General features: G+C 73.8%; 18 protein-coding genes. 14 read left to right on the forward strand and 4 right to left on the reverse strand.

What is annotated here, in order from left to right:
* Positions 1-204: 204 nt before the first annotated feature.
* Positions 205-633, reverse strand: a complete 429-nt coding sequence (locus tag AB4K12_RS29185) for an ATP-binding protein (RefSeq protein ID WP_368437595.1) — start codon at positions 631-633, stop codon at positions 205-207.
* Between the two features lie 253 nt (positions 634-886).
* Here AB4K12_RS29185 and AB4K12_RS29190 point away from each other — a divergent pair, with 253 nt between their 5' ends.
* A complete protein-coding gene (locus AB4K12_RS29190; protein WP_362254752.1) occupies positions 887-1,756 on the forward strand; it encodes a helix-turn-helix transcriptional regulator in 870 nt (289 codons plus the stop codon).
* Between the two features lie 9 nt (positions 1,757-1,765).
* On the forward strand, positions 1,766-2,062 hold the full coding sequence (locus tag AB4K12_RS29195; protein ID WP_368437597.1) for a DUF397 domain-containing protein: 297 nt from the start codon (positions 1,766-1,768) through the stop codon (positions 2,060-2,062).
* 5 nt (positions 2,063-2,067) lie between these two features.
* On the opposite strand, the gene AB4K12_RS29200 is transcribed toward AB4K12_RS29195, so the two are convergent.
* The gene (locus AB4K12_RS29200; protein ID WP_368437600.1) at positions 2,068-3,216 is read right to left on the reverse strand and encodes an 8-amino-7-oxononanoate synthase; all 1,149 of its coding nucleotides are present in this window, start codon (positions 3,214-3,216) and stop codon (positions 2,068-2,070) included.
* A gap of 150 nt (positions 3,217-3,366) precedes the next feature.
* Here AB4K12_RS29200 and bioB point away from each other — a divergent pair, with 150 nt between their 5' ends.
* The 10 genes from bioB to mug all read left to right on the forward strand — a co-directional run bounded on the left by bioB (position 3,367) and on the right by mug (position 13,912).
* Positions 3,367-4,590 (forward strand): biotin synthase BioB, encoded by a 1,224-nt coding sequence (gene bioB, locus AB4K12_RS29205; RefSeq protein ID WP_368437602.1) that lies wholly within the window; start codon positions 3,367-3,369, stop codon positions 4,588-4,590.
* Positions 4,583-5,887: an adenosylmethionine--8-amino-7-oxononanoate transaminase gene (locus tag AB4K12_RS29210; protein WP_368437603.1), complete on the forward strand. Its 1,305-nt coding sequence runs from the start codon at positions 4,583-4,585 to the stop codon at positions 5,885-5,887. Before bioB ends, AB4K12_RS29210 begins: the two co-directional genes overlap by 8 nt.
* Positions 5,888-5,914: 27 nt before the next feature.
* Entirely contained in the window at positions 5,915-6,631 is a 717-nt protein-coding gene (gene bioD / locus AB4K12_RS29215; RefSeq protein WP_368437605.1) for a dethiobiotin synthase, read from the forward strand.
* Between the two features lie 91 nt (positions 6,632-6,722).
* On the forward strand, positions 6,723-7,415 hold the full coding sequence (locus tag AB4K12_RS29220; protein WP_368437606.1) for a class I SAM-dependent methyltransferase: 693 nt from the start codon (positions 6,723-6,725) through the stop codon (positions 7,413-7,415).
* Between the two features lie 149 nt (positions 7,416-7,564).
* The gene (locus AB4K12_RS29225; RefSeq protein ID WP_368437608.1) at positions 7,565-8,452 is read left to right on the forward strand and encodes an LLM class F420-dependent oxidoreductase; all 888 of its coding nucleotides are present in this window, start codon (positions 7,565-7,567) and stop codon (positions 8,450-8,452) included.
* A gap of 193 nt (positions 8,453-8,645) precedes the next feature.
* Positions 8,646-9,995: a hemolysin family protein gene (locus AB4K12_RS29230; RefSeq protein WP_368437610.1), complete on the forward strand. Its 1,350-nt coding sequence runs from the start codon at positions 8,646-8,648 to the stop codon at positions 9,993-9,995.
* Complete coding sequence (locus tag AB4K12_RS29235) at positions 9,992-11,005, forward strand: hemolysin family protein (RefSeq protein WP_368437612.1); 1,014 nt, start codon at positions 9,992-9,994, stop codon at positions 11,003-11,005. The genes AB4K12_RS29230 and AB4K12_RS29235 overlap by 4 nt, the downstream gene beginning before the upstream one ends.
* A 55-nt stretch (positions 11,006-11,060) precedes the next feature.
* Positions 11,061-11,846, forward strand: a complete 786-nt coding sequence (locus AB4K12_RS29240) for an SGNH/GDSL hydrolase family protein (protein WP_368437613.1) — start codon at positions 11,061-11,063, stop codon at positions 11,844-11,846.
* A gap of 87 nt (positions 11,847-11,933) precedes the next feature.
* The gene (purB, locus tag AB4K12_RS29245) at positions 11,934-13,367 is read left to right on the forward strand and encodes an adenylosuccinate lyase (RefSeq protein ID WP_368437615.1); all 1,434 of its coding nucleotides are present in this window, start codon (positions 11,934-11,936) and stop codon (positions 13,365-13,367) included.
* A gap of 2 nt (positions 13,368-13,369) precedes the next feature.
* Positions 13,370-13,912: a G/U mismatch-specific DNA glycosylase gene (gene mug / locus AB4K12_RS29250; protein WP_086568299.1), complete on the forward strand. Its 543-nt coding sequence runs from the start codon at positions 13,370-13,372 to the stop codon at positions 13,910-13,912.
* Here the strand turns inward: mug and AB4K12_RS29255 are convergent, their stop codons facing one another.
* Both AB4K12_RS29255 and AB4K12_RS29260 read right to left on the reverse strand, forming a co-directional pair.
* Positions 13,913-14,659, reverse strand: coding sequence for an ABC transporter permease (locus AB4K12_RS29255; protein ID WP_368437616.1), 747 nt, complete (start codon positions 14,657-14,659; stop codon positions 13,913-13,915). It abuts the gene before it with no gap.
* On the reverse strand, positions 14,659-15,393 hold the full coding sequence (locus tag AB4K12_RS29260) for an ABC transporter ATP-binding protein (protein WP_368437618.1): 735 nt from the start codon (positions 15,391-15,393) through the stop codon (positions 14,659-14,661). Before AB4K12_RS29260 ends, AB4K12_RS29255 begins: the two co-directional genes overlap by 1 nt.
* A 108-nt stretch (positions 15,394-15,501) precedes the next feature.
* Between AB4K12_RS29260 and AB4K12_RS29265 the strand changes: the two genes are divergently transcribed.
* Complete coding sequence (locus AB4K12_RS29265) at positions 15,502-16,725, forward strand: sensor histidine kinase (protein WP_368437620.1); 1,224 nt, start codon at positions 15,502-15,504, stop codon at positions 16,723-16,725.
* A 4-nt stretch (positions 16,726-16,729) separates the two neighbouring features.
* Positions 16,730-17,380: a response regulator gene (locus AB4K12_RS29270; protein WP_368437622.1), complete on the forward strand. Its 651-nt coding sequence runs from the start codon at positions 16,730-16,732 to the stop codon at positions 17,378-17,380.
* Positions 17,381-17,407: the final 27 nt, after the last annotated feature.

Below are 17,407 nucleotides of genomic sequence, written 5' to 3' on the forward strand. Positions count from 1 at the left end.
ACCGGAACCCGGCACGCCTCGGCACCCGACGTACGTCCTCGCACCTCTTCCCTCGTCGTGGCACATCTTCCGTGGCAGCGGACCCGACTGCCCCTCGGTGCCCCACCGGCACCCGCAGCACCCTTGGACCCACAGGTCCCCAGCGCGCTCCACGAGAGCGCCGGGCCGGGCGGACGCCTCCGCCCGGCCCCTTCGCGCCGCCGGTCAGCGGACCGGCGGCGTCCACGGCAGACGGATCCACACCGTCTTGCCGCCGTCGGCGGTCGGGGTCACACACAGCCGTCCGCCGTGCTCGGCGGTCAGGCAGCGGATGATGACCAGCCCGCGTCCGTTGTCCCGTTGAACGGCGGCGGGCATGCGCCGGGGGTGGCACGGATGGCTGTCCGTGACCCCGATCCGCAGTTGCTCGCCCCGGTCGAGCCGGAGGTCCACGGTGAAGGTGGGCGACTGTCCGCGGGTGTGCTGCACGGCATTGGTGGCCAGTTCGGAGACGATCAGCCGGACGGCGTCGACGGCCTCCGGGTCGTCGGGCAGGCCCCACTCCGACAGGACGTCCGTGACGTAGCGGCGCGCGGTGGAGACCGAGGCGGGGGCGCTCGGCAGAGTGACGGTTGCTTCCTGGTGGTCTGCCATGGCGCTGTCCCTTTCCCACCGGGACCGGACTTCCGACGCGATGACGCGTGAAGTGCAGTGAAGTCGGGTGCGGTTCCGGCGGCTCTTCGTGACAGAGTGCCACTGATAAGGGTGGTCATGGGCGCGTTCCACCGGATTGTGGATATATCTGTCGCTCGAAGCGGTGAACCCTTCCGCGAGCGACCGGATGGGGGCGCCACACTGGTCTATTGACTCTGCACGTGGGGATTTCAGCGGCGGGGAGGGAGAGCTGATGCGGTACGGACCCGCGGTGCGCCGCCGCAAACTCGGCGCGGAACTGCGGCGCCAGCGCGAACTGAGGGGGATGACCAGCCGGGAGGCCGCCTGCGCGGTGGGCTGGCACCAGTCGAAGGTGAGCCGGATCGAGACGGGCAGCAGTGGCGTGAAGCCCGCGGACGTGGCCCGGCTGCTCGATGTCTACAGCGTCTCGGACCCGGAACTGCGGGCCCTGCTGGGGGCGCTGTGCGGAGCCGGGACGAAGGGCTCGGAGGGCCCGCGGCGCGGCTGGTGGTACGCCTACCGGGATCTGCTGCCTTCGGCGTATCTCGACTTCATCAGCCTGGAGTCGGAGGCCTGTCGTTCGCGGACGCTCGAGACCACGGTGGTGCCCGGTCTGCTGCAGACGCCGGCGTATGCCCGTGCGGTGACCCGGGCGGCGCTGTGCGACCCGCCGGCCGACCTGGTCGAGGAGCTCGTCCGGGTGCGGATGGCCCGGCAGGCGGTCCTCGGCCGCGAACGGCCGCTGGAGCTGTGCGCGGTGCTCGACGAGGCGGTGCTGCGGCACGAGGTCGGCGGGCCGGAGGTGATGGCGGGGCAGCTGCGGCATCTGCTGGACCAGGGGTCGTTGCCGCATGTGCGCCTGCATGTGCTGCCGTTCACCAGCGGCAACCATATCGGCATCACGGGGCCTTTCGTTATCTTCTCATTTCCGCGCATCGCCGATCTGGACGTGGTTGTTCTCGACCATTTGACGAGTAGCCTCTACCTCGAGCAGAAGGAAGACCTCCGGGCCTACGGCTCGGCCTTCGCCACGCTGCGTGCGCACGCCCTCTCGCACGAGAAATCACTGGAATACATCGCCGGGATCAGCGACGGCGCGTAAGGAGGCAACATGCCCGCAATGCCTCGGTACGTTCCCTCTCGATCGGCTCACCACCCGGCCCGGTGTCGTCACCGCGCCCCGCACGTCGGAGCGTGGCACCGGAGCAGCCACAGCACCGGGATGAACAACTGCGTCGAAACGGCCGTACTGGCACCGGAACTGCTCGCCGTGCGCGATTCCAAGCGCACACCGGGGCCCGTGCTGCTGTTCTCCCCCCGCGCCTGGTCCGCGTTCACGACGGACCTGCGCGGCGGGAGGCCCGGCGGAGCCCTCAGCGGCTCCGCCGGTCTCACCCTGGGAGGTTGAGCGCCTCAGGCGGCCGGCGCGGTCCGTACGATCGTGTCGGCCGCCTGCGCGATCCGCTCGTCCGTGAGGTCCGCGCGCGCGGTCAGCCGCAGCCGGGAAATGCCGTCGGGCACGGACGGCGGCCGGAAGCAGCCGACCGCGAGCCCCGCCTCCCGGCAGTCGGCCGCCCAGCGCACCGCGGCCTCCGGTGAGGGGGCCCGCACGGACACCACCGCCGCGTCGGGGCGCACCGCCGTCAGTCCTGCCTCCGTCACCCGCCGGTGCAGCTCGCCGGCCACGGCCCGCACCCGGGCCGCCCGCTCCGGCTCGCGGCGCAGCACCCCCAGGCCCGCCAGGGCGGCGCCGACCGCGGCGGGCGCCAGGCCGGTGTCGAAGATGAAGCTGCGGGCGGTGCTGACGAGGTGGTCGATGACCCGGGCGGGGCCGAGCACCGCGCCGCCCTGGCTGCCGAGCGACTTGGACAGGGTGACGGTGGCGACGACGTCCGCGTCGCCCGCCAGCCCGGCCGCGTGGAGGGCTCCCCGGCCGCCGTCCCCCAGCACGCCGAGGCCGTGCGCGTCGTCCACCAGCAGCGCCGCGCCGCCCGCGCGGCAGGCCTCGGCCAGCGCGCGCAGCGGGGCCGCGTCGCCGTCCACCGAGAAGACGGAGTCGGTGATCGTCAGCGCCCGGCCCTCGTGCGCGGCCACCGCCTTGGCGACGGCCTCCGGGTCGGCGTGCGGCACGATCGCCCGCTCGGCGCGCGCGAGCCGGCAGCCGTCGATGAGGGAGGCGTGGTTGCTCTCGTCGCACACCAGCAGGGTGGCGGCGGAGGGTCCGGACAGCGCGGTGACGGCGGCCAGGTTGGCGGCGTAGCCGGAGGAGAAGACGAGCGCCGCCTCGAAGCCGCAGAACGCGGCGAGCTCCCGCTCCAGCCGGGCGTGCAGCTCGGTGCTGCCGGTGACCAGGCGGGAGCCGGTGGCGCCGGCGCCCCAGCGGCGGGCCGCGGCCGCGGCGGCCTCGGTGACCTCGGGGTGGCGGGTCAGGCCCAGGTAGTCGTTTCCGGCCAGGTCGGTCGGGCCGGCGTCGGCCGGGCGGGGCCGCAGGGTCCGCAGCAGGCCGGCGGCGCGGAGCCGTTCGTGCTGTGCTTCGATCCAGTCGAACGGATCCTTGGGCATGGGCCGTCCCTCGAGTGGTTCTGTGGGGTTTGCATAAAACGTATCCGCCGCCGCGCCCGGTCAGGGTGTGGCAATACACACACCTGAATCGACGCCTGTTGTGCGATCTCTCCTTGGCCAAAGCGGGGGCCGTAGGCAAGGATCGGCGCCATGGACCTGCTGAACACGCTGGTGGACAAGGGGTTGCGGCGCGAGCTGCCGACCCGCGAAGAGGCTCTCGCCGTCCTGGCGACCTCCGACGACGAGCTGCTCGACGTGGTCGCCGCCGCGGGCAAGGTGCGCCGCAAGTGGTTCGGGCGACGAGTGAAGCTCAACTATCTGGTCAACCTGAAGTCCGGGCTGTGCCCGGAGGACTGCTCGTACTGCTCGCAGCGCCTGGGCTCCAAGGCCGAGATCCTCAAGTACACCTGGCTCAAGCCGGAGGACGCCTCGAAGGCGGCGGCCGCGGGCATCGCCGGCGGCGCCAAGCGGGTCTGCCTGGTGGCCAGCGGCCGCGGGCCGACGGACCGGGACGTCGACCGGGTCTCCAAGACCATCGAGGCGATCAAGGAGGGGAACGAGGGCGTCGAGGTGTGCGCGTGCCTCGGGCTGCTCTCCGACGGCCAGGCGGACCGGCTGCGCGCGGCGGGTGCCGACGCCTACAACCACAACCTCAACACCTCCGAAGCCACCTACGGCGACATCACCACCACCCACACCTACGCCGACCGCGTCGAGACCGTGCGCCAGGCCCACGCGGCGGGCATGTCCGCCTGCTCCGGGCTGATCGCGGGCATGGGCGAGAGCGACGCGGACCTGGTGGACGTGGTCTTCTCGCTGCGGGAGCTGGACCCGGACTCGGTGCCGGTCAACTTCCTCATCCCCTTCGAGGGGACGCCGCTGGGCAAGGAGTGGAACCTCACCCCGCAGCGCTGCCTGCGGATCCTGGCGATGGTGCGGTTCGTCTGCCCGGACGTGGAGGTCCGGCTGGCGGGCGGCCGCGAGGTGCACCTGCGCACCATGCAGCCGCTGGCGCTGCAGATCGCCAACTCGATCTTCCTCGGCGACTACCTGACCAGTGAGGGCCAGGAGGGCAAGGCCGACCTGGCGATGATCGCGGACGCGGGCTTCGAGGTGGAGGGCGCGGGCACCACGACCCTGCCCGAGCACCGGGCGGACGCGGTGGCGGCGGGCTGCGGCTCGCACGCGGCGAGCGGCTGCGGATCGCACGCGGGCGGCGGCTGCGGGCCGTGCGGTGGCGGCGGTGCCGCGGCCGAGGAGCCGGCGGAGACCGCCGTGCCGGCCGCGGCCGGGGCCGGAGCCGGTGAGGCCCGTACGGACCTGGTGGCCGTGCGCCGCCGTGGCGCGGGGACGGATCTGCCGCCCAATGCCTGAGCCGATCCCCGTGGACCGGCTGGTCGACCTCGACCGCCGGCACGTATGGCACCCCTACGGCCCGATGCCGGGCCGCCAGGACCCCCTGGTCGTCGAGTCGGCGGCCGGGGTCCGGCTGCGTCTGGCCGAGCCGGCCCACGGCTCGCGCGAGCTGGTGGACGGCATGTCGTCGTGGTGGTCGGCCGTGCACGGCTACAACCACCCGGTGCTCAACGAGGCCGCCCGCGAGCAGCTGGGCCGGATGAGCCATGTGATGTTCGGCGGGCTCACCCATGAGCCCGCCGTGCGGCTGGCCGCCCGGCTGGTGGAGATCACCCCCGAGGGCCTCGAGCACGTCTTCCTCAGCGACTCCGGATCGGTGTCGGTCGAGGTGGCCGTGAAGATGTGCCTGCAGTACTGGCGCTCGGTCGGGCGCCCGGAGAAGCAGCGCCTGATGACCTGGCGCGGCGGCTATCACGGCGACACCTGGCAGCCGATGTCGGTGTGCGACCCGGATGGCGGCATGCACCAGCTGTGGTCCGGGGTGCTGCAGCGGCAGGCGTTCGCGGACATGCCGCCGCACGCCCATGAGACGCACGCGGTGCCGGCGTACTCGGCGCACCTGCGGGAGACGATCGCGCGCCACGCCCATGAGCTGGCCGCCGTCGTCGTCGAGCCGGTGGTGCAGGGCGCGGGCGGCATGCGCTTCCACGACCCGGAGTACCTGCGGGTGCTGCGGGCGGCGTGCGACGAGCACGACGTGCTGCTGGTCCTCGACGAGATCGCGACCGGCTTCGGCCGGACGGGCCGGCTCTTCGCGGCGGAGCACGCGGGGATCACCCCCGACGTCATGTGCGTCGGCAAGGCGCTGACCGGCGGCTATGTGTCCCTGGCCGCCACGCTGTGCACCACGCGGGTGGCGGAGGGCATCAGCTCCGGCGACGTACCGGTGCTCGCCCACGGCCCCACGTTCATGGGCAACCCGCTGGCCTGTTCGATCGCGAACGCCTCGATCGACCTGCTGTTGTCGCGGGACTGGCGCACGGACGTCAAGCGGATCGAGGCCGGGCTGCGGGACGGCCTGGCCGGCGCGGAGTCGCTGCCGGGCGTACGGGACGTCAGGGTGCTCGGTGCCATCGGGGTCGTCGAGCTCGACCACGAGGTGGACATGGCGGCCGCGACGCGCGCCGCGGTCCGCGAGGGCGTGTGGCTGCGGCCGTTCCGCAACCTCGTGTACACGATGCCGCCGTACATCACCGAGGACGCGGACGTCGAGCGGATCTGCGCGGCGGTGCGCGCGGTGGCCCGCGAGGGCTGACGACAGAGAAGAAAGGGACGGGGAGTCATGACGGTACTGATCGTCACGGGAACGGGCACGGAGGTCGGCAAGACCGTGGTGACGGCGGCCGTCGCGGCGGCCGCGCTGGCCGCGGGCCGTTCGGTGGCCGTGCTCAAGCCGGCCCAGACCGGGGTGGCGGCCCACGAGCCGGGCGACGTCGCGGAGGTGCTGCGGCTGGCGGGCGGGGTGACCGGCGCCGAACTGGCCCGCTTCCCCGAGCCCTTGGCGCCCGACACGGCGGCCCGCCGGGCGGGCCTGGCGCCCGTGGGGCCGGCGGAGATCGAGCGGGCGGCGCGCGAGCTCGCGGACTCCCACGACCTGGTCCTGGTCGAGGGCGCGGGCGGCCTGCTGGTCCGGCTGGACGAGGCGGGCGCCACCCTCGCGGACGCGGCCGCGCTGCTGGGGGCGCCCGTGCTGCTCGTCGCCCAGGCCGGCCTGGGCACGCTCAACACCACCGCCCTGACCGCCGAGGCCCTGGGCACGCGGGGCCTGACCTGCGCGGGCGTGGTCATCGGCAGCTGGCCGGCCGCCCCCGACCTCGCCATGCGCTGCAACCTCGCCGACCTGCCGCGGGCGGCGGGCGCCCCGCTGCTGGGCGCCGTCCCGGAGGGCGCGGGCACGCTTCCCCCCGAGGACTTCCGGGGCGTGGCCCCCACCTGGCTGGCGCCGGCGCTGCACGGCACCTGGGACGCCGCCCGCTTCACGGCCGAGCAGCAGGACTGAACACCCGCGGGCGCATCGGGGCGCGGTCCCGGTTCGGGACGGTCGTGAAGGGGAAAAATCCCCTCGCCGTCCCCCGGGAAAGGGGTGCCTCATGCCGCTGCGCCGCAGGAGAACACCGCACGACGCCGTGCATCACCCGCTGTTCGCCCGGGCGTACGCCCGGTGGAGCCCGGTCGTCGACGAGCGGGCCGGCGTGGCCGCGCACCGCCGGGAGTTGCTGGCGGGGCTGTCGGGGCGGGTGATCGAGATCGGCGCGGGCAACGGCCTGAACTTCGCCCACTATCCGGCCACCGTCTCGGAGGTCGTGGCGATCGAGCCCGAGCGGCTGCTGCGGCGCCACGCGGTGGAGACCGCGGTCCGGGCCGGCGTGCCGGTGGACGTGGTGCCGGGCGTCGCGGAGGCGCTGCCGGTCAAGAGCGAGGCCTTCGACGCGGCGGTGACGTCCCTGACGCTGTGCTCGGTGGGGGACGTACGCCGGTCGCTCGCGGAGCTGCGGCGGGTGCTGAAGCCGGGCGGTGAGCTGCGTTTCTTCGAGCACGGGCTGGCTCAGGGGCGGGCACAGGCCCAGGTGCAGCGGGTGCTGGACCGCACGGTGTGGCCACTGCTGTTCGGCGGCTGCCACACGGCCCGCGATCCGCTGGGGGCGATCGAGGCGGCGGGGTTCGAGGTCGGGGTGTATCGCCGTCTGCGGGTGCCGGCGAGGGGAATCGCCTCGCCCGCTTCGTCGTGCGTGCTGGGGGTGGCCAGGCGGCCCGCCGAGCCGGAGCGCCGGCCCGGTCCTTAGCCCGTAGCCCGTAGCCCGTAGCCCGTAGTCCGTAGTCCGTAGTCCGTAGTCCGTAGGGAGCCTGCGGGAAGGTCCGTAGGAGCTGACGGGAAGACAAACGGAGCCATCCTCCGGTACGGTGGCGGCACCGACACACCAGGGGGTTCTCCATGTCTCGACCGTCTCGACCGTTCCGTTTCGCCGTCAACATGCTCGGCTCCGGCACGGGCGCCGAGTGGCGCGCGAAGTGCCGTGAGGCGGAGGCGCTCGGCTACGACGTCATCCTCGTGCCGGACCACCTGGGCATGCCCGCGCCCTTCCCCTCGCTGGTGGCGGCAGCGGAGGCCACCGAGCGGCCCCGGGTCGGCACGTTCGTGCTCAACGCGGGCTTCTGGAACCCCTCCCTCCTCGCTCGCGAGGTGGCCTCCACCGACCAGCTCACGGGCGGCAGGCTGGAGCTGGGGCTCGGCACCGGATACGTGAAGGCCGAGCACGACAGCGCGGGGCTGCCGTTCGGCTCGCCGCGCGAGCGGGTCGACCACCTCGAGCGCACCGTCACCGAGCTGGACCGGCTGCTCGGCGACCCCGAGCACATCCCGGCGACCACGCAGTCCCCGCGCCCGCCGCTGCTGCTCGGCGGGAACGGCAACCGCATGCTGCGGCTGGCCGCGCGGCACGCCGACATCGCGGCGTTCACCGGCGGGACCACCGACGCCGACGGCAGGCTGCGGCTGATCAGCCCCACCGCCCTGGAGCAGCGCATGGCCCTCTACCAGGGCTTCGCGGCCGACCGGGCCGAGCCCGCCGAGCTGAACTACCTGGTCCAGATCGTGGCGGTCGGCGGCGACCCGCGCGCCAAGGCCCGTGAGCTGATGGGCTACACGGAGGACCTCACCGTGGACGAGTTCCTGGCCCACCCCGCCCTGCTGACCGGCTCGGTCAAGGAGATCGCCGAGCGTGTCCGGGGCCACCGTGAGCGCTTCGGCTTCACCTACTTCACCGTGCTCGAGCCCTTCATGGAGGCGTTCGCGCCGGTGATCGAGGAGCTGCGGGGCTGACCCGGCCCCGCCTGCTTTGCTCGTCCTTTACTATTGATGGTCACCGTCGCTTCATGATGGTGACCATCGGTTTTTCTTCTTCGCTGAGTGAAAGGTGTGAGCGTCCGCCCATGGGCGAGCCTCCCAGTAGTCCCGAGTACCGACGTCGCGCGGTCCTTCTTCCCCTGCCCGACCATGGGACGGAGGTGAACCGATGACCGAAGTACTCCTCCTGGTGCTCGCGCTGCTGCTGACGCTGGCCTGCGCGATCTTCGTGGCGGCGGAGTTCTCGCTCACCACCGTGGAGCGCGCCGAGCTGGAGCGGGCCGTCGACAGCGGCGAGCCCGGCGCGGAGAGCGCCCTCAAGGCCGTACGCAGCCTGACCTTCCAGCTCTCCGGCGCCCAGCTCGGCATCACGGTCACCGGCCTGATCATCGGCATGATCTCCAAGCCGTCCATCGCCGCTCTGCTCACAGGCCCCATGCGGGCCGTCGGCCTGCCCGAGTCGCTGGCCTCCCAGGCCGCTCTGGTCCTGGGCACCGTGCTGTCCACGGTGGTGCTGATGGTGGCCGGCGAGCTGGTGCCCAAGAACTGGGCGATCTCCCGGCCGCTGCCCGTCGCCCGCAGGGTCGCCGGGCCGCAGCGCGCCTTCAGCGCGGCCTTCCGCCCGCTGATCCGGCACCTGAACAACACCGCCAACCGCGTGGTGCACCGCATGGGCCTGGAGCCCGCCGAGGAGCTCGCCACCGCGCGCGGCCCGCAGGAGCTCATCGCCCTCGCCCGGCACTCCGCCAGGGAGGGCGCCCTGGAGAAGGACACCGCCGAGCTCTTCGTGCGCACCCTCAACCTCGCCGACCTGACGGCGGAGAACGTGATGACCCCGCGCGTGCAGGTCATCGCGCTCGACGCCCGCGCCACCGCCGAGGACGTCGCCAACGCCACCCTGGCCACCGGCCTGTCCCGCTTCCCCGTCTACCGCGAGACCCTGGACACCGTCATCGGCACCGCCCACATCAAGGACGTCCTGGCCATACCCGCCGAGGAGCGCACCCACCGGCCGGTCACCGGCCTGCTGCGCGAGCCGCTGCTGGTGCCCGAGTCGCTGACCGTGGACCGGCTGCTGGACCGGCTCTCCGGCAAGCGCAGCATGGCCGTCGTCATCGACGAGTACGGCGGCACGGCCGGCGTGGTCACGCTGGAGGACATCATCGAGGAGGTCGTCGGCGAGGTCCGCGACGAGCACGACCCGCACGAGCTGCCCGACCTGGCCCCGGCCGGCGAGGACCCCGACGGTCGCAAGCTCTACGACGCGGACGGCGCCGCCCGCACCGACCAGCTCGAGCACATCGGGCTGCGCGCGCCCGACGGCCCGTACGAGACCCTGGCCGGCCTGGTCGCCACCGAGCTCGGCCGCATCCCGGTCGAGGGCGACACGGTGGAGGTGGCCGGCTGGCGGATCGAGGTCACCGACGCCTCGGGCCGCCGCGCGGCCCGGGTGCGCCTGACCGCTCCCCCGCCCGGCGCGGACCTCTTCGGCGGCTTCGGCGGGGAGACGGACCGATGACCTTCGTCCAGCTGCTGATCGGCCTGGCGACGCTGGTCGCCAACGCCTTCTTCGTCGGCGCCGAGTTCGCCATGATCTCCGTACGCCGGGGCCAGATCGAGCCCTACGCCGAGCACGGCGACCGGCGCGCGCGCAGCGTGCTGTGGGGCCTGCGGCACATCTCCGCCCTGATGGCGGCGGCCCAGCTCGGCATCACGCTGTGCACGCTGGTGCTCGGCGTGGTCGCCGAACCCGCCATCGCCCACCTCCTGGAGCCGCTCTTCCACGCGACCGGGGTGCCGCAGGGCATGATCCACCCGGTGTCGTTCGTCATCGCCCTGGCGGTGGCGACGTATCTGCACATGCTGTTCGGCGAGATGGTGCCGAAGAACATCGCGCTCGCCGAGCCGGTGCGCACCGCCCTGCTGATGGGCCCGCCGCTGGTGACGCTGGCGCGCGCCCTGCGCCCGTTCGTCTTCGCGATCAACCGGCTGGCCAACGGGGTGCTGAAGCTGCTGCGGGTCGAGCCGAAGGACGAGGTGACGGCCGTCTTCTCGGACGACCAGCTGGCCCGGATGGTCGCCGACTCCAGCGAGGCGGGCCTGCTGGACCAGCGGGCCACCGCACGGCTGCGCGACGCCCTGGGACTGGGCAAGCGCCCGGTCGAGGACGTGGTCATGCCGCTGGAGGAGGTGGTCTCGGCCCGCTTCGGAGTCACCCCCGAGGAGCTGGAGCGCCTGTCCGCCTCGTCCGGCTACTCCCGCTTCCCCGTCGTCGACGACGCCGGCCGCATCCTGGGCTATCTGCATGTGAAGGACGCGCTGGACGCCAGGCCCCGCGACATGCCCTTCCCGCTGCGCCGGATGCGGCCGATCGCCCGGGTCCGGGCGGACACCCCGCTGGACGACGTGATCCGGGCGATGAGCGGCACCGGCGCGCACCTGGCCGCCGTGATCGGCGAGGACAACCGGCTGGCCGGCCTGGTCACCCTCGAGGACGTGCTGCGCCAGCTGGTCGGGACCCGGTCCTGAAGCCTTCCGGGCCGCCGTGCGCGGAGACCGCGCACGGCGGTAGGATCACGGCGCCATGCCGATGAATGCCGCATACACGCACACCAGCTTCGTCGCCCTGGGCGACTCCTTCACCGAGGGCATGTCCGACGGACTGCCGGACGGCTCGTACCGCGGCTGGGCGGATCTGCTCGCCGCGCGGCTGGCCGCCCGCGGCCCCGGCTTCCGGTACGCCAACCTCGCCGTGCGGGGCAAGCTGATCGGCCAGATCGCGGACGAGCAGGCCCCCGCGGCCGCCGCCATGGGCGCGGACCTGGTGACGCTGGTGGGCGGCCTCAACGACGTGCTGCGGCCCAAGTGCGACGTGGACCTGGTGTGCGCCCGGCTCGCCGAGGCGGTGGAGCGGCTGGCCCCCACCTGCCGGCAGCTGGTGCTGATGCGCAGCCCGGGGCGGCGCGGCCCGGTGATGGAGCGGTTCCGGCCCCGCATGGAGCAGCTGTTCGACTTCATCGACGCGCTGGCCGAGCGGCACGGCGCCCTGGTCGTCGACCTGTTCTCGGCCGAGGCGCTGGGCGACTCCCGGATGTGGGCCGAGGACCGGCTGCACCTGAACGCCGAGGGCCACCGCCGGGTGGCCGAGGCCGTGTGGCAGGCGCTCGGTCACGCCCCGGAGTCCGACTGGCGCGAGCCGCTCCCGTCGGCCGTGGCCCTGGGATGGGCCGCCCGGCGCGGCTCCGACCTGCGCTTCGCGCGCGAGCACCTGGTGCCCTGGATCGGCCGCCGCCTCACCGGCCGCTCCTCGGGGGACGGTCTGCCGCCCAAGCGCGGCGAGCTGCTGGCGTACGAGGCGCCGCTTCCGTAGGCCGCCTCCCGCGGGCCGCCTCTCGTAGCAAGCCACAAGCCGGGGCGGGGCGTCCACCTGCACGAATCACCAGTAGACTTCGGCCACGTGACTGCAAAGCCCCGCATCCCCAATGTCCTGGCCGACCGCTACGCCTCCCCCGAGCTCGCCGTGCTGTGGTCCCCCGAGTACAAGGTGACGCTGGAGCGGCGGCTGTGGCTCGCCGTCCTCCGTGCGCAGAAGGACCTGGGGATCGAGGTGCCGGACGCCGCCCTCGCCGACTACGAGCGGGTCCTGGACCAGGTCGACCTGGCCTCGATCGCCGAGCGCGAGAAGGTCACCCGGCACGACGTGAAGGCCCGCATCGAGGAGTTCAACGCCCTCGCCGGCCACGAGCACGTCCACAAGGGCATGACCTCCCGCGACCTCACCGAGAACGTCGAGCAGCTGCAGATCCGGCTCTCCCTCGAGCTGGTGCGCGACCGGGTCGTCGCCGTCCTGGCCCGGCTCGGCACGCTGGCCGCCGACCACGCCGAGCTGGTCATGGCGGGCCGCTCGCACAACGTCGCCGCCCAGGCCACCACCCTCGGCAAGCGCTTCGCGACCGCGACCGACGAGCTGCTGGTCGCCTTCGCCCGCACCGAGGAGCTCCTCGCCCGCTACCCCCTGCGCGGCATCAAGGGCCCCGTCGGCACCGCCCAGGACATGCTCGACCTGCTCGGCGGCGACGCCGCCAAGCTCGACGAGCTGGAGCAGCGGATCGCCGCCCACCTCGGCTTCGCGAACGCCTTCACCTCCGTCGGCCAGGTCTACCCGCGCTCGCTGGACTACGACGTGGTGACCGCGCTGGTGCAGCTGGCCGCGGCCCCCTCCTCGCTCGCCAAGACCATCCGCCTGATGGCCGGCCACGAGCTGGTCACCGAGGGCTTCAAGCCCGGTCAGGTCGGCTCGTCCGCCATGCCGCACAAGATGAACACCCGCTCCTGCGAGCGCGTCAACGGCCTGATGGTCATCCTGCGCGGCTACGCCTCGATGACCGGCGAGCTGGCGGGCGACCAGTGGAACGAGGGCGACGTCTCCTGCTCCGTGGTGCGCCGCGTCGCGCTGCCGGACGCGTTCTTCGCGCTGGACGGCCTGCTGGAGACCTTCCTGACCGTGCTCGACGAGTTCGGCGCCTTCCCGGCCGTCGTCGCCCGCGAGCTGGACCGCTACCTGCCCTTCCTCGCCACCACCAAGGTGCTGATGGGCGCGGTGCGCGCCGGCGTCGGCCGCGAGGTCGCGCACGAGGTCATCAAGGAGCACGCGGTGGCCTCCGCGCTCGCCATGCGCGAGCAGGGCGCCGAGCGCAACGAACTGCTGGACAAGCTCGCCGCCGACGAGCGCATCCCGCTGGACCGCGCCGCGCTCGACGCCCTGATGGCCGACAAGCTGTCCTTCACCGGTGCCGCGAGCGCGCAGGTCGCCTCCGTGGTCGCCCGCGTCGAGGAGATCGCCAAGCGGCACCCGCAGGCCGCCGCCTACGCGCCGGGGTCCATCCTGTAGGGATGACTCCCCAAGAGCTCGAAGCCGCCCGCGACCGCCTCGTCCCCGATGTGGTCGCGGGCGGTCTGCGTGTCCTGTTCTGCGGCATCAACCCCGGGCTGATGTCGGCGGCCACCGGCCACCACTTCGCCCGCCCCGGCAACCGGTTCTGGCCCGTGCTGCACGCCTCCGGCTTCACGCCGCGCCTGCTGCTCCCCGCCGAGCAGGAGGAGCTGCTGGAGTACGGGCTGGGGATCACCAACGTGGTGGCGCGGGCCACCGCGCGGGCCGACGAGCTCGGCCCGGCGGAGTTCCGCGAGGGCGGGCGGCTGCTCGCCGCGAAGGTGGAGCTGCTGCGGCCGAAGTGGCTGGCGGTGGCCGGGGTGACCGCCTACCGCACCGCCTTCGGCGACAAGCGGGCCGGGATCGGCCCGCAGGAGCGGACCCTCGGCGGCACCCGGATCTGGGCCCTGCCCAACCCCAGCGGCCTCAACGCCCAGTGGACGCTGCCGAGGATGGCGGAGGAGTTCGCCCGGCTGCGCGCGGCGGCCGACGCCGACGACTGATCACGCGTCACGGCGGCGCAGCGTCCACCAGCCGGCGCCCAAGGCCAGGGCCGTCCACAGCGCCATCACGCCCATCCCGTCCCAGGCCCCGAGCACGCCCTCGGGGTGGGGGTGGAGGATCTGCTGGCCGGCCCGGTCCGGGAGGAAGGCCACCACGTCGCCGATGCCGGAGACGCCGTACAGGATCGGGGAGATCAGGAAGATGAACGGCGTGAGCAGGGACAGCGCCCCGACCTGGCTGCGGACGACCGCCGCCACGCCCGCCGAGAACAGGGTGAGCAGGGTGAGGTAGAGGCCGCAGCCGACCGCCGACCGCAGCGCGCCGGGGGTGCCCAGGCCCACCCCGTACTCGCCGAGAAGCGCCTGCGCCCCCAGGAAGCAGCCGAAGCCGGTCGCCAGGCCCACCGGCAGCGCGAGGGCGGCCAGCACCGCCAGCTTGCCCCCGAAGAACAGCCCGCGGCGCGGCACGGCGGCGAGCGACAGCCGGATCTGGCCGCTGGCGCCGTACTCCCCCGCGGTCGCCATGACGCCGAAGCAGACGGCGGCGATGTGGCCGAAGTTGAGGCCGAAGTAGGAGCCGTGGACCGGCTCGAAGTCCGCGTTGTCGGCCTCGGCCCTGCCGACCATGGCGTGCACCAGCACGGTGACGCCGACGGTCGCGACGAACACGGCGGACAGGGTGACGAGCAGCGACCGGACGGATCGGATCTTGGTCCATTCGGAGCGGAGCACGGGGGTGAGCGTCATCAGGAGCGGCCTTCCCGGGTGGTGTATTCGGCGGAGTCGGCGGTGAGGCGGAAGTAGGCCTCCTCCAGGGAGGCGTCCTCGCCGATGAAGTCCTTGACGGGCGCGTCGGCGAGCAGCCGGCCGCGGCCGAGGACGACGAGGTGGTCGGCCGTCAGCGCGATCTCGCTCATGAGGTGGCTGGAGATCAGGACGGTGCGTCCCTCGTCGGCCAGGCGGCGCGTCAGGCGGCGCAGGTGCACGATGCCCTCGGGGTCGAGGCCGTTGGTGGGCTCGTCGAGCATCAGCACGGGCGGGTCGCCCAGCAGCGCGGCGGCCAGGCCCAGGCGCTGCCGCATGCCGAGCGAGAAGGTGCGGACGCGGCGCCGGGCGGCGGCCGTCAGCCCGGTCTCCTGGAGCACCTCGTCGACCCGGCGGGCGGTGATGCGGTTGCTCAGGGCCAGGGTGAGCAGGTGGTCGCGGGCGGTCCGGGCCGGGTGGGCGGCGGCCGCGTCGAGCACGGCGCCGACGTGCCGCAGCGGCTCGGCGAAGGAGGTGTACGGCCGGCCGCCGACCAGGGCCGTGCCGGAGGTCGGCCGGTCCAGGCCGAGGACGAGGCGCATGGTGGTGGACTTCCCCGCGCCGTTGGGGCCGAGGAAGCCGGTGACCCTGCCGGGGCGGACGGTGACCGTGAGCCGGTCCAGGGCGCGCACCGGCCCGTAGGCCTTGGTGAGTTCGCGGATGTCGATCGAGGTCATGGCTCCAGGCTGCCGCCGGGGGCACGGGCCGGTGATCCCCCACGGGTGGGCGGTTCCTCCCCCGCATGGGGGAGTCGCCGGGGCGGGCGGGGCCGGGAGAATGGCCTCATGATCGATTCGCTGCGCCCGGTGACCCGCGCGGTCACGTACACCCGCTGGCTGCACCTGGTCATGGCGACGGTCCTGGCCACGGTGTTCGCGTTCGTCCTCCCCGGCCTCGGCCGCATGGAGACCCCGGCCGCGGCCTGGCTCCTGGTGGCGCCCCTGCCGCTGCTGGCCGCGCTCGCCGCGCTGCCCGGCGTGCGGCTGTCGGAGGGGACGCAGGCCCAGTTGCTGCTGTTCCCCCGGCGGCGGGACGAGGAGAAGCCGGACGTCGTCCCGGCGCCGTCGGCCTCCTGGGAGGACCGTCGGCGCACCGCCCTGTGGTTGGTGCTGCGCTACGAACTCGGCCTGCTGACCGCCTACGTGAGCGTGCACGTGCCCACGCTGGTGGTCCGCCTGCTGCGCTCGGCCGGCGGGGACCGGCCGCTGCGCGTCCCGGTGACGGGGACGCTCTTCGGGCCCCACTGGTGGTACGCGCCGCTCGCCCCGGCGGTCCTCGCGCTGTTCGCGGCGTTCGTCGTCGCGGCCGGCGCGCTGCTGGCCCGTGCCGCCCGCGCGCTGCTCGGCCCGTCGGCGGCCGCGCGGCTGGCCGCGCTGGAGGAGCGCACCGAGCGGCTGCTGGAACACAACCGGATCGCCCGCGAGTTGCACGACTCGGTGGGGCACGCCCTGACCGTGGCCGTGGTCCAGGCGGGCGCCGCGCGGGCGGCCGGCTCGCCGGAGTTCACCCGGCAGGCGCTGGCCGCGATCGAGGAGACCGGGCGGCACGCCCTGGAGGACCTCGAGCGGGTGCTGAGGGTGCTGCGGGAGGACGCCCAGCCGCTGGCCGACCGCCCCTCGCTGGCGGACGCCGAGCGGTTGCTGGCCGCCGCCCGCGGCTCGGGCGCGCGGGTCACGGCGGAGGTGACGGGTGCGCTGGAGACGGTGCCGGGGCCCGTCTCGCGGGAGGGCTACCGCATCGTGCAGGAGGCGCTCACCAACGTGGTGCGCCACGCGGGGCCCGTCGACGTCCTCGTACGGATAGCGGTCGGCGCGGCCGCACTGGAGCTGGACGTCCGCAATCCGCTGGACGCCCCCGACCGGCCGGCCGCCCGCGGTGTCGGCGGGAGCGGCAGCGGCCTGCGCGGCATCCGCGAACGCGCCGCGCTGCTCGGCGGCCACGCCGAGACCGGCGTGCACAAGGGTGCCTGGCGGGTGCGGGTGCTGCTCCCGCTGGACGATCTAGGGTGACCCGGTGCCGATAACCGTTCTTCTCGTCGACGACGAACCCCTCGTGCGCGCCGGGCTGCGCGCCATCCTCGAGGCCCAGCCCGACATCGAGGTGACGGGCGAGGCGTCGGACGGCGCGGCCGTCCTGCCGCTGGTCCGGCGGCTGCGCCCGGACGTGGTGGCGATGGACGTGCGGATGCCGCTGCTGGACGGCATCGAGGCGACCCGGACCGTGCTGCGCACGGTGACCGAGCCGCCGAAGATCCTGGTCGTGACGACGTTCGAGAACGACGAGTACGTCTACGACGCGCTGCGCGCGGGCGCCGACGGCTTCCTCCTCAAGCGCGCCGCCCCGGCGGAGATCGTCCAGGCGGTCCGCACGGTGGCCGCCGGGGACTCGCTGCTCTTCCCGGCCGCGCTGCGCCGGCTCGCGGCCTCCCGCGGCAACGAGCGCGCCCGCGCGGCGATGGAGCGGGCGGCGCTGACCCCGCGCGAGGCGGACGTACTGCGGCTGATGACCCGTGGGATGTCCAACCCGGAGATCGCCCGCAGCCTGCTGCTGGGCACGGAGACGGTGAAGTCGCACGTCAGCGCCGTGCTGGCGAAGCTTGGGGCGCGGGACCGGACGCAGGCGGTGATCGCCGCGTACGAGTCCGGGTTCGTCACGCCCGGGTGAGGTCCCAAGGCTCGCCGGGCCTCGCGG

The sequence above is a fragment of the Streptomyces sp. C36 genome, from assembly GCF_040932295.1.
GTDB lineage: Bacteria > Actinomycetota > Actinomycetes > Streptomycetales > Streptomycetaceae > Streptomyces > Streptomyces triculaminicus.

What these genes read in the sequence shown, in the direction of transcription:
- AB4K12_RS29260 (WP_368437618.1), bottom strand. Translation starts at nt 15,393, where the DNA reads ATGACCTCGATCGACATCCGCGAACTCACCAAGGCCTACGGGCCGGTG.
- AB4K12_RS29235 (WP_368437612.1), top strand. Translation starts at nt 9,992, where the DNA reads ATGACCTTCGTCCAGCTGCTGATCGGCCTGGCGACGCTGGTCGCCAAC.
- AB4K12_RS29255 (WP_368437616.1), bottom strand. Translation starts at nt 14,659, where the DNA reads ATGACGCTCACCCCCGTGCTCCGCTCCGAATGGACCAAGATCCGATCC.
- AB4K12_RS29185 (WP_368437595.1), bottom strand. Translation starts at nt 633, where the DNA reads ATGGCAGACCACCAGGAAGCAACCGTCACTCTGCCGAGCGCCCCCGCC.
- AB4K12_RS29210 (WP_368437603.1), top strand. Translation starts at nt 4,583, where the DNA reads ATGCCTGAGCCGATCCCCGTGGACCGGCTGGTCGACCTCGACCGCCGG.
- bioD (WP_368437605.1), top strand. Translation starts at nt 5,915, where the DNA reads ATGACGGTACTGATCGTCACGGGAACGGGCACGGAGGTCGGCAAGACC.
- AB4K12_RS29265 (WP_368437620.1), top strand. Translation starts at nt 15,502, where the DNA reads ATGATCGATTCGCTGCGCCCGGTGACCCGCGCGGTCACGTACACCCGC.
- AB4K12_RS29230 (WP_368437610.1), top strand. Translation starts at nt 8,646, where the DNA reads ATGACCGAAGTACTCCTCCTGGTGCTCGCGCTGCTGCTGACGCTGGCC.
- AB4K12_RS29190 (WP_362254752.1), top strand. Translation starts at nt 887, where the DNA reads ATGCGGTACGGACCCGCGGTGCGCCGCCGCAAACTCGGCGCGGAACTG.
- bioB (WP_368437602.1), top strand. Translation starts at nt 3,367, where the DNA reads ATGGACCTGCTGAACACGCTGGTGGACAAGGGGTTGCGGCGCGAGCTG.
- AB4K12_RS29225 (WP_368437608.1), top strand. Translation starts at nt 7,565, where the DNA reads ATGTCTCGACCGTCTCGACCGTTCCGTTTCGCCGTCAACATGCTCGGC.
- AB4K12_RS29220 (WP_368437606.1), top strand. Translation starts at nt 6,723, where the DNA reads ATGCCGCTGCGCCGCAGGAGAACACCGCACGACGCCGTGCATCACCCG.
- AB4K12_RS29240 (WP_368437613.1), top strand. Translation starts at nt 11,061, where the DNA reads ATGCCGATGAATGCCGCATACACGCACACCAGCTTCGTCGCCCTGGGC.
- AB4K12_RS29195 (WP_368437597.1), top strand. Translation starts at nt 1,766, where the DNA reads ATGCCCGCAATGCCTCGGTACGTTCCCTCTCGATCGGCTCACCACCCG.
- mug (WP_086568299.1), top strand. Translation starts at nt 13,370, where the DNA reads ATGACTCCCCAAGAGCTCGAAGCCGCCCGCGACCGCCTCGTCCCCGAT.
- AB4K12_RS29200 (WP_368437600.1), bottom strand. Translation starts at nt 3,216, where the DNA reads ATGCCCAAGGATCCGTTCGACTGGATCGAAGCACAGCACGAACGGCTC.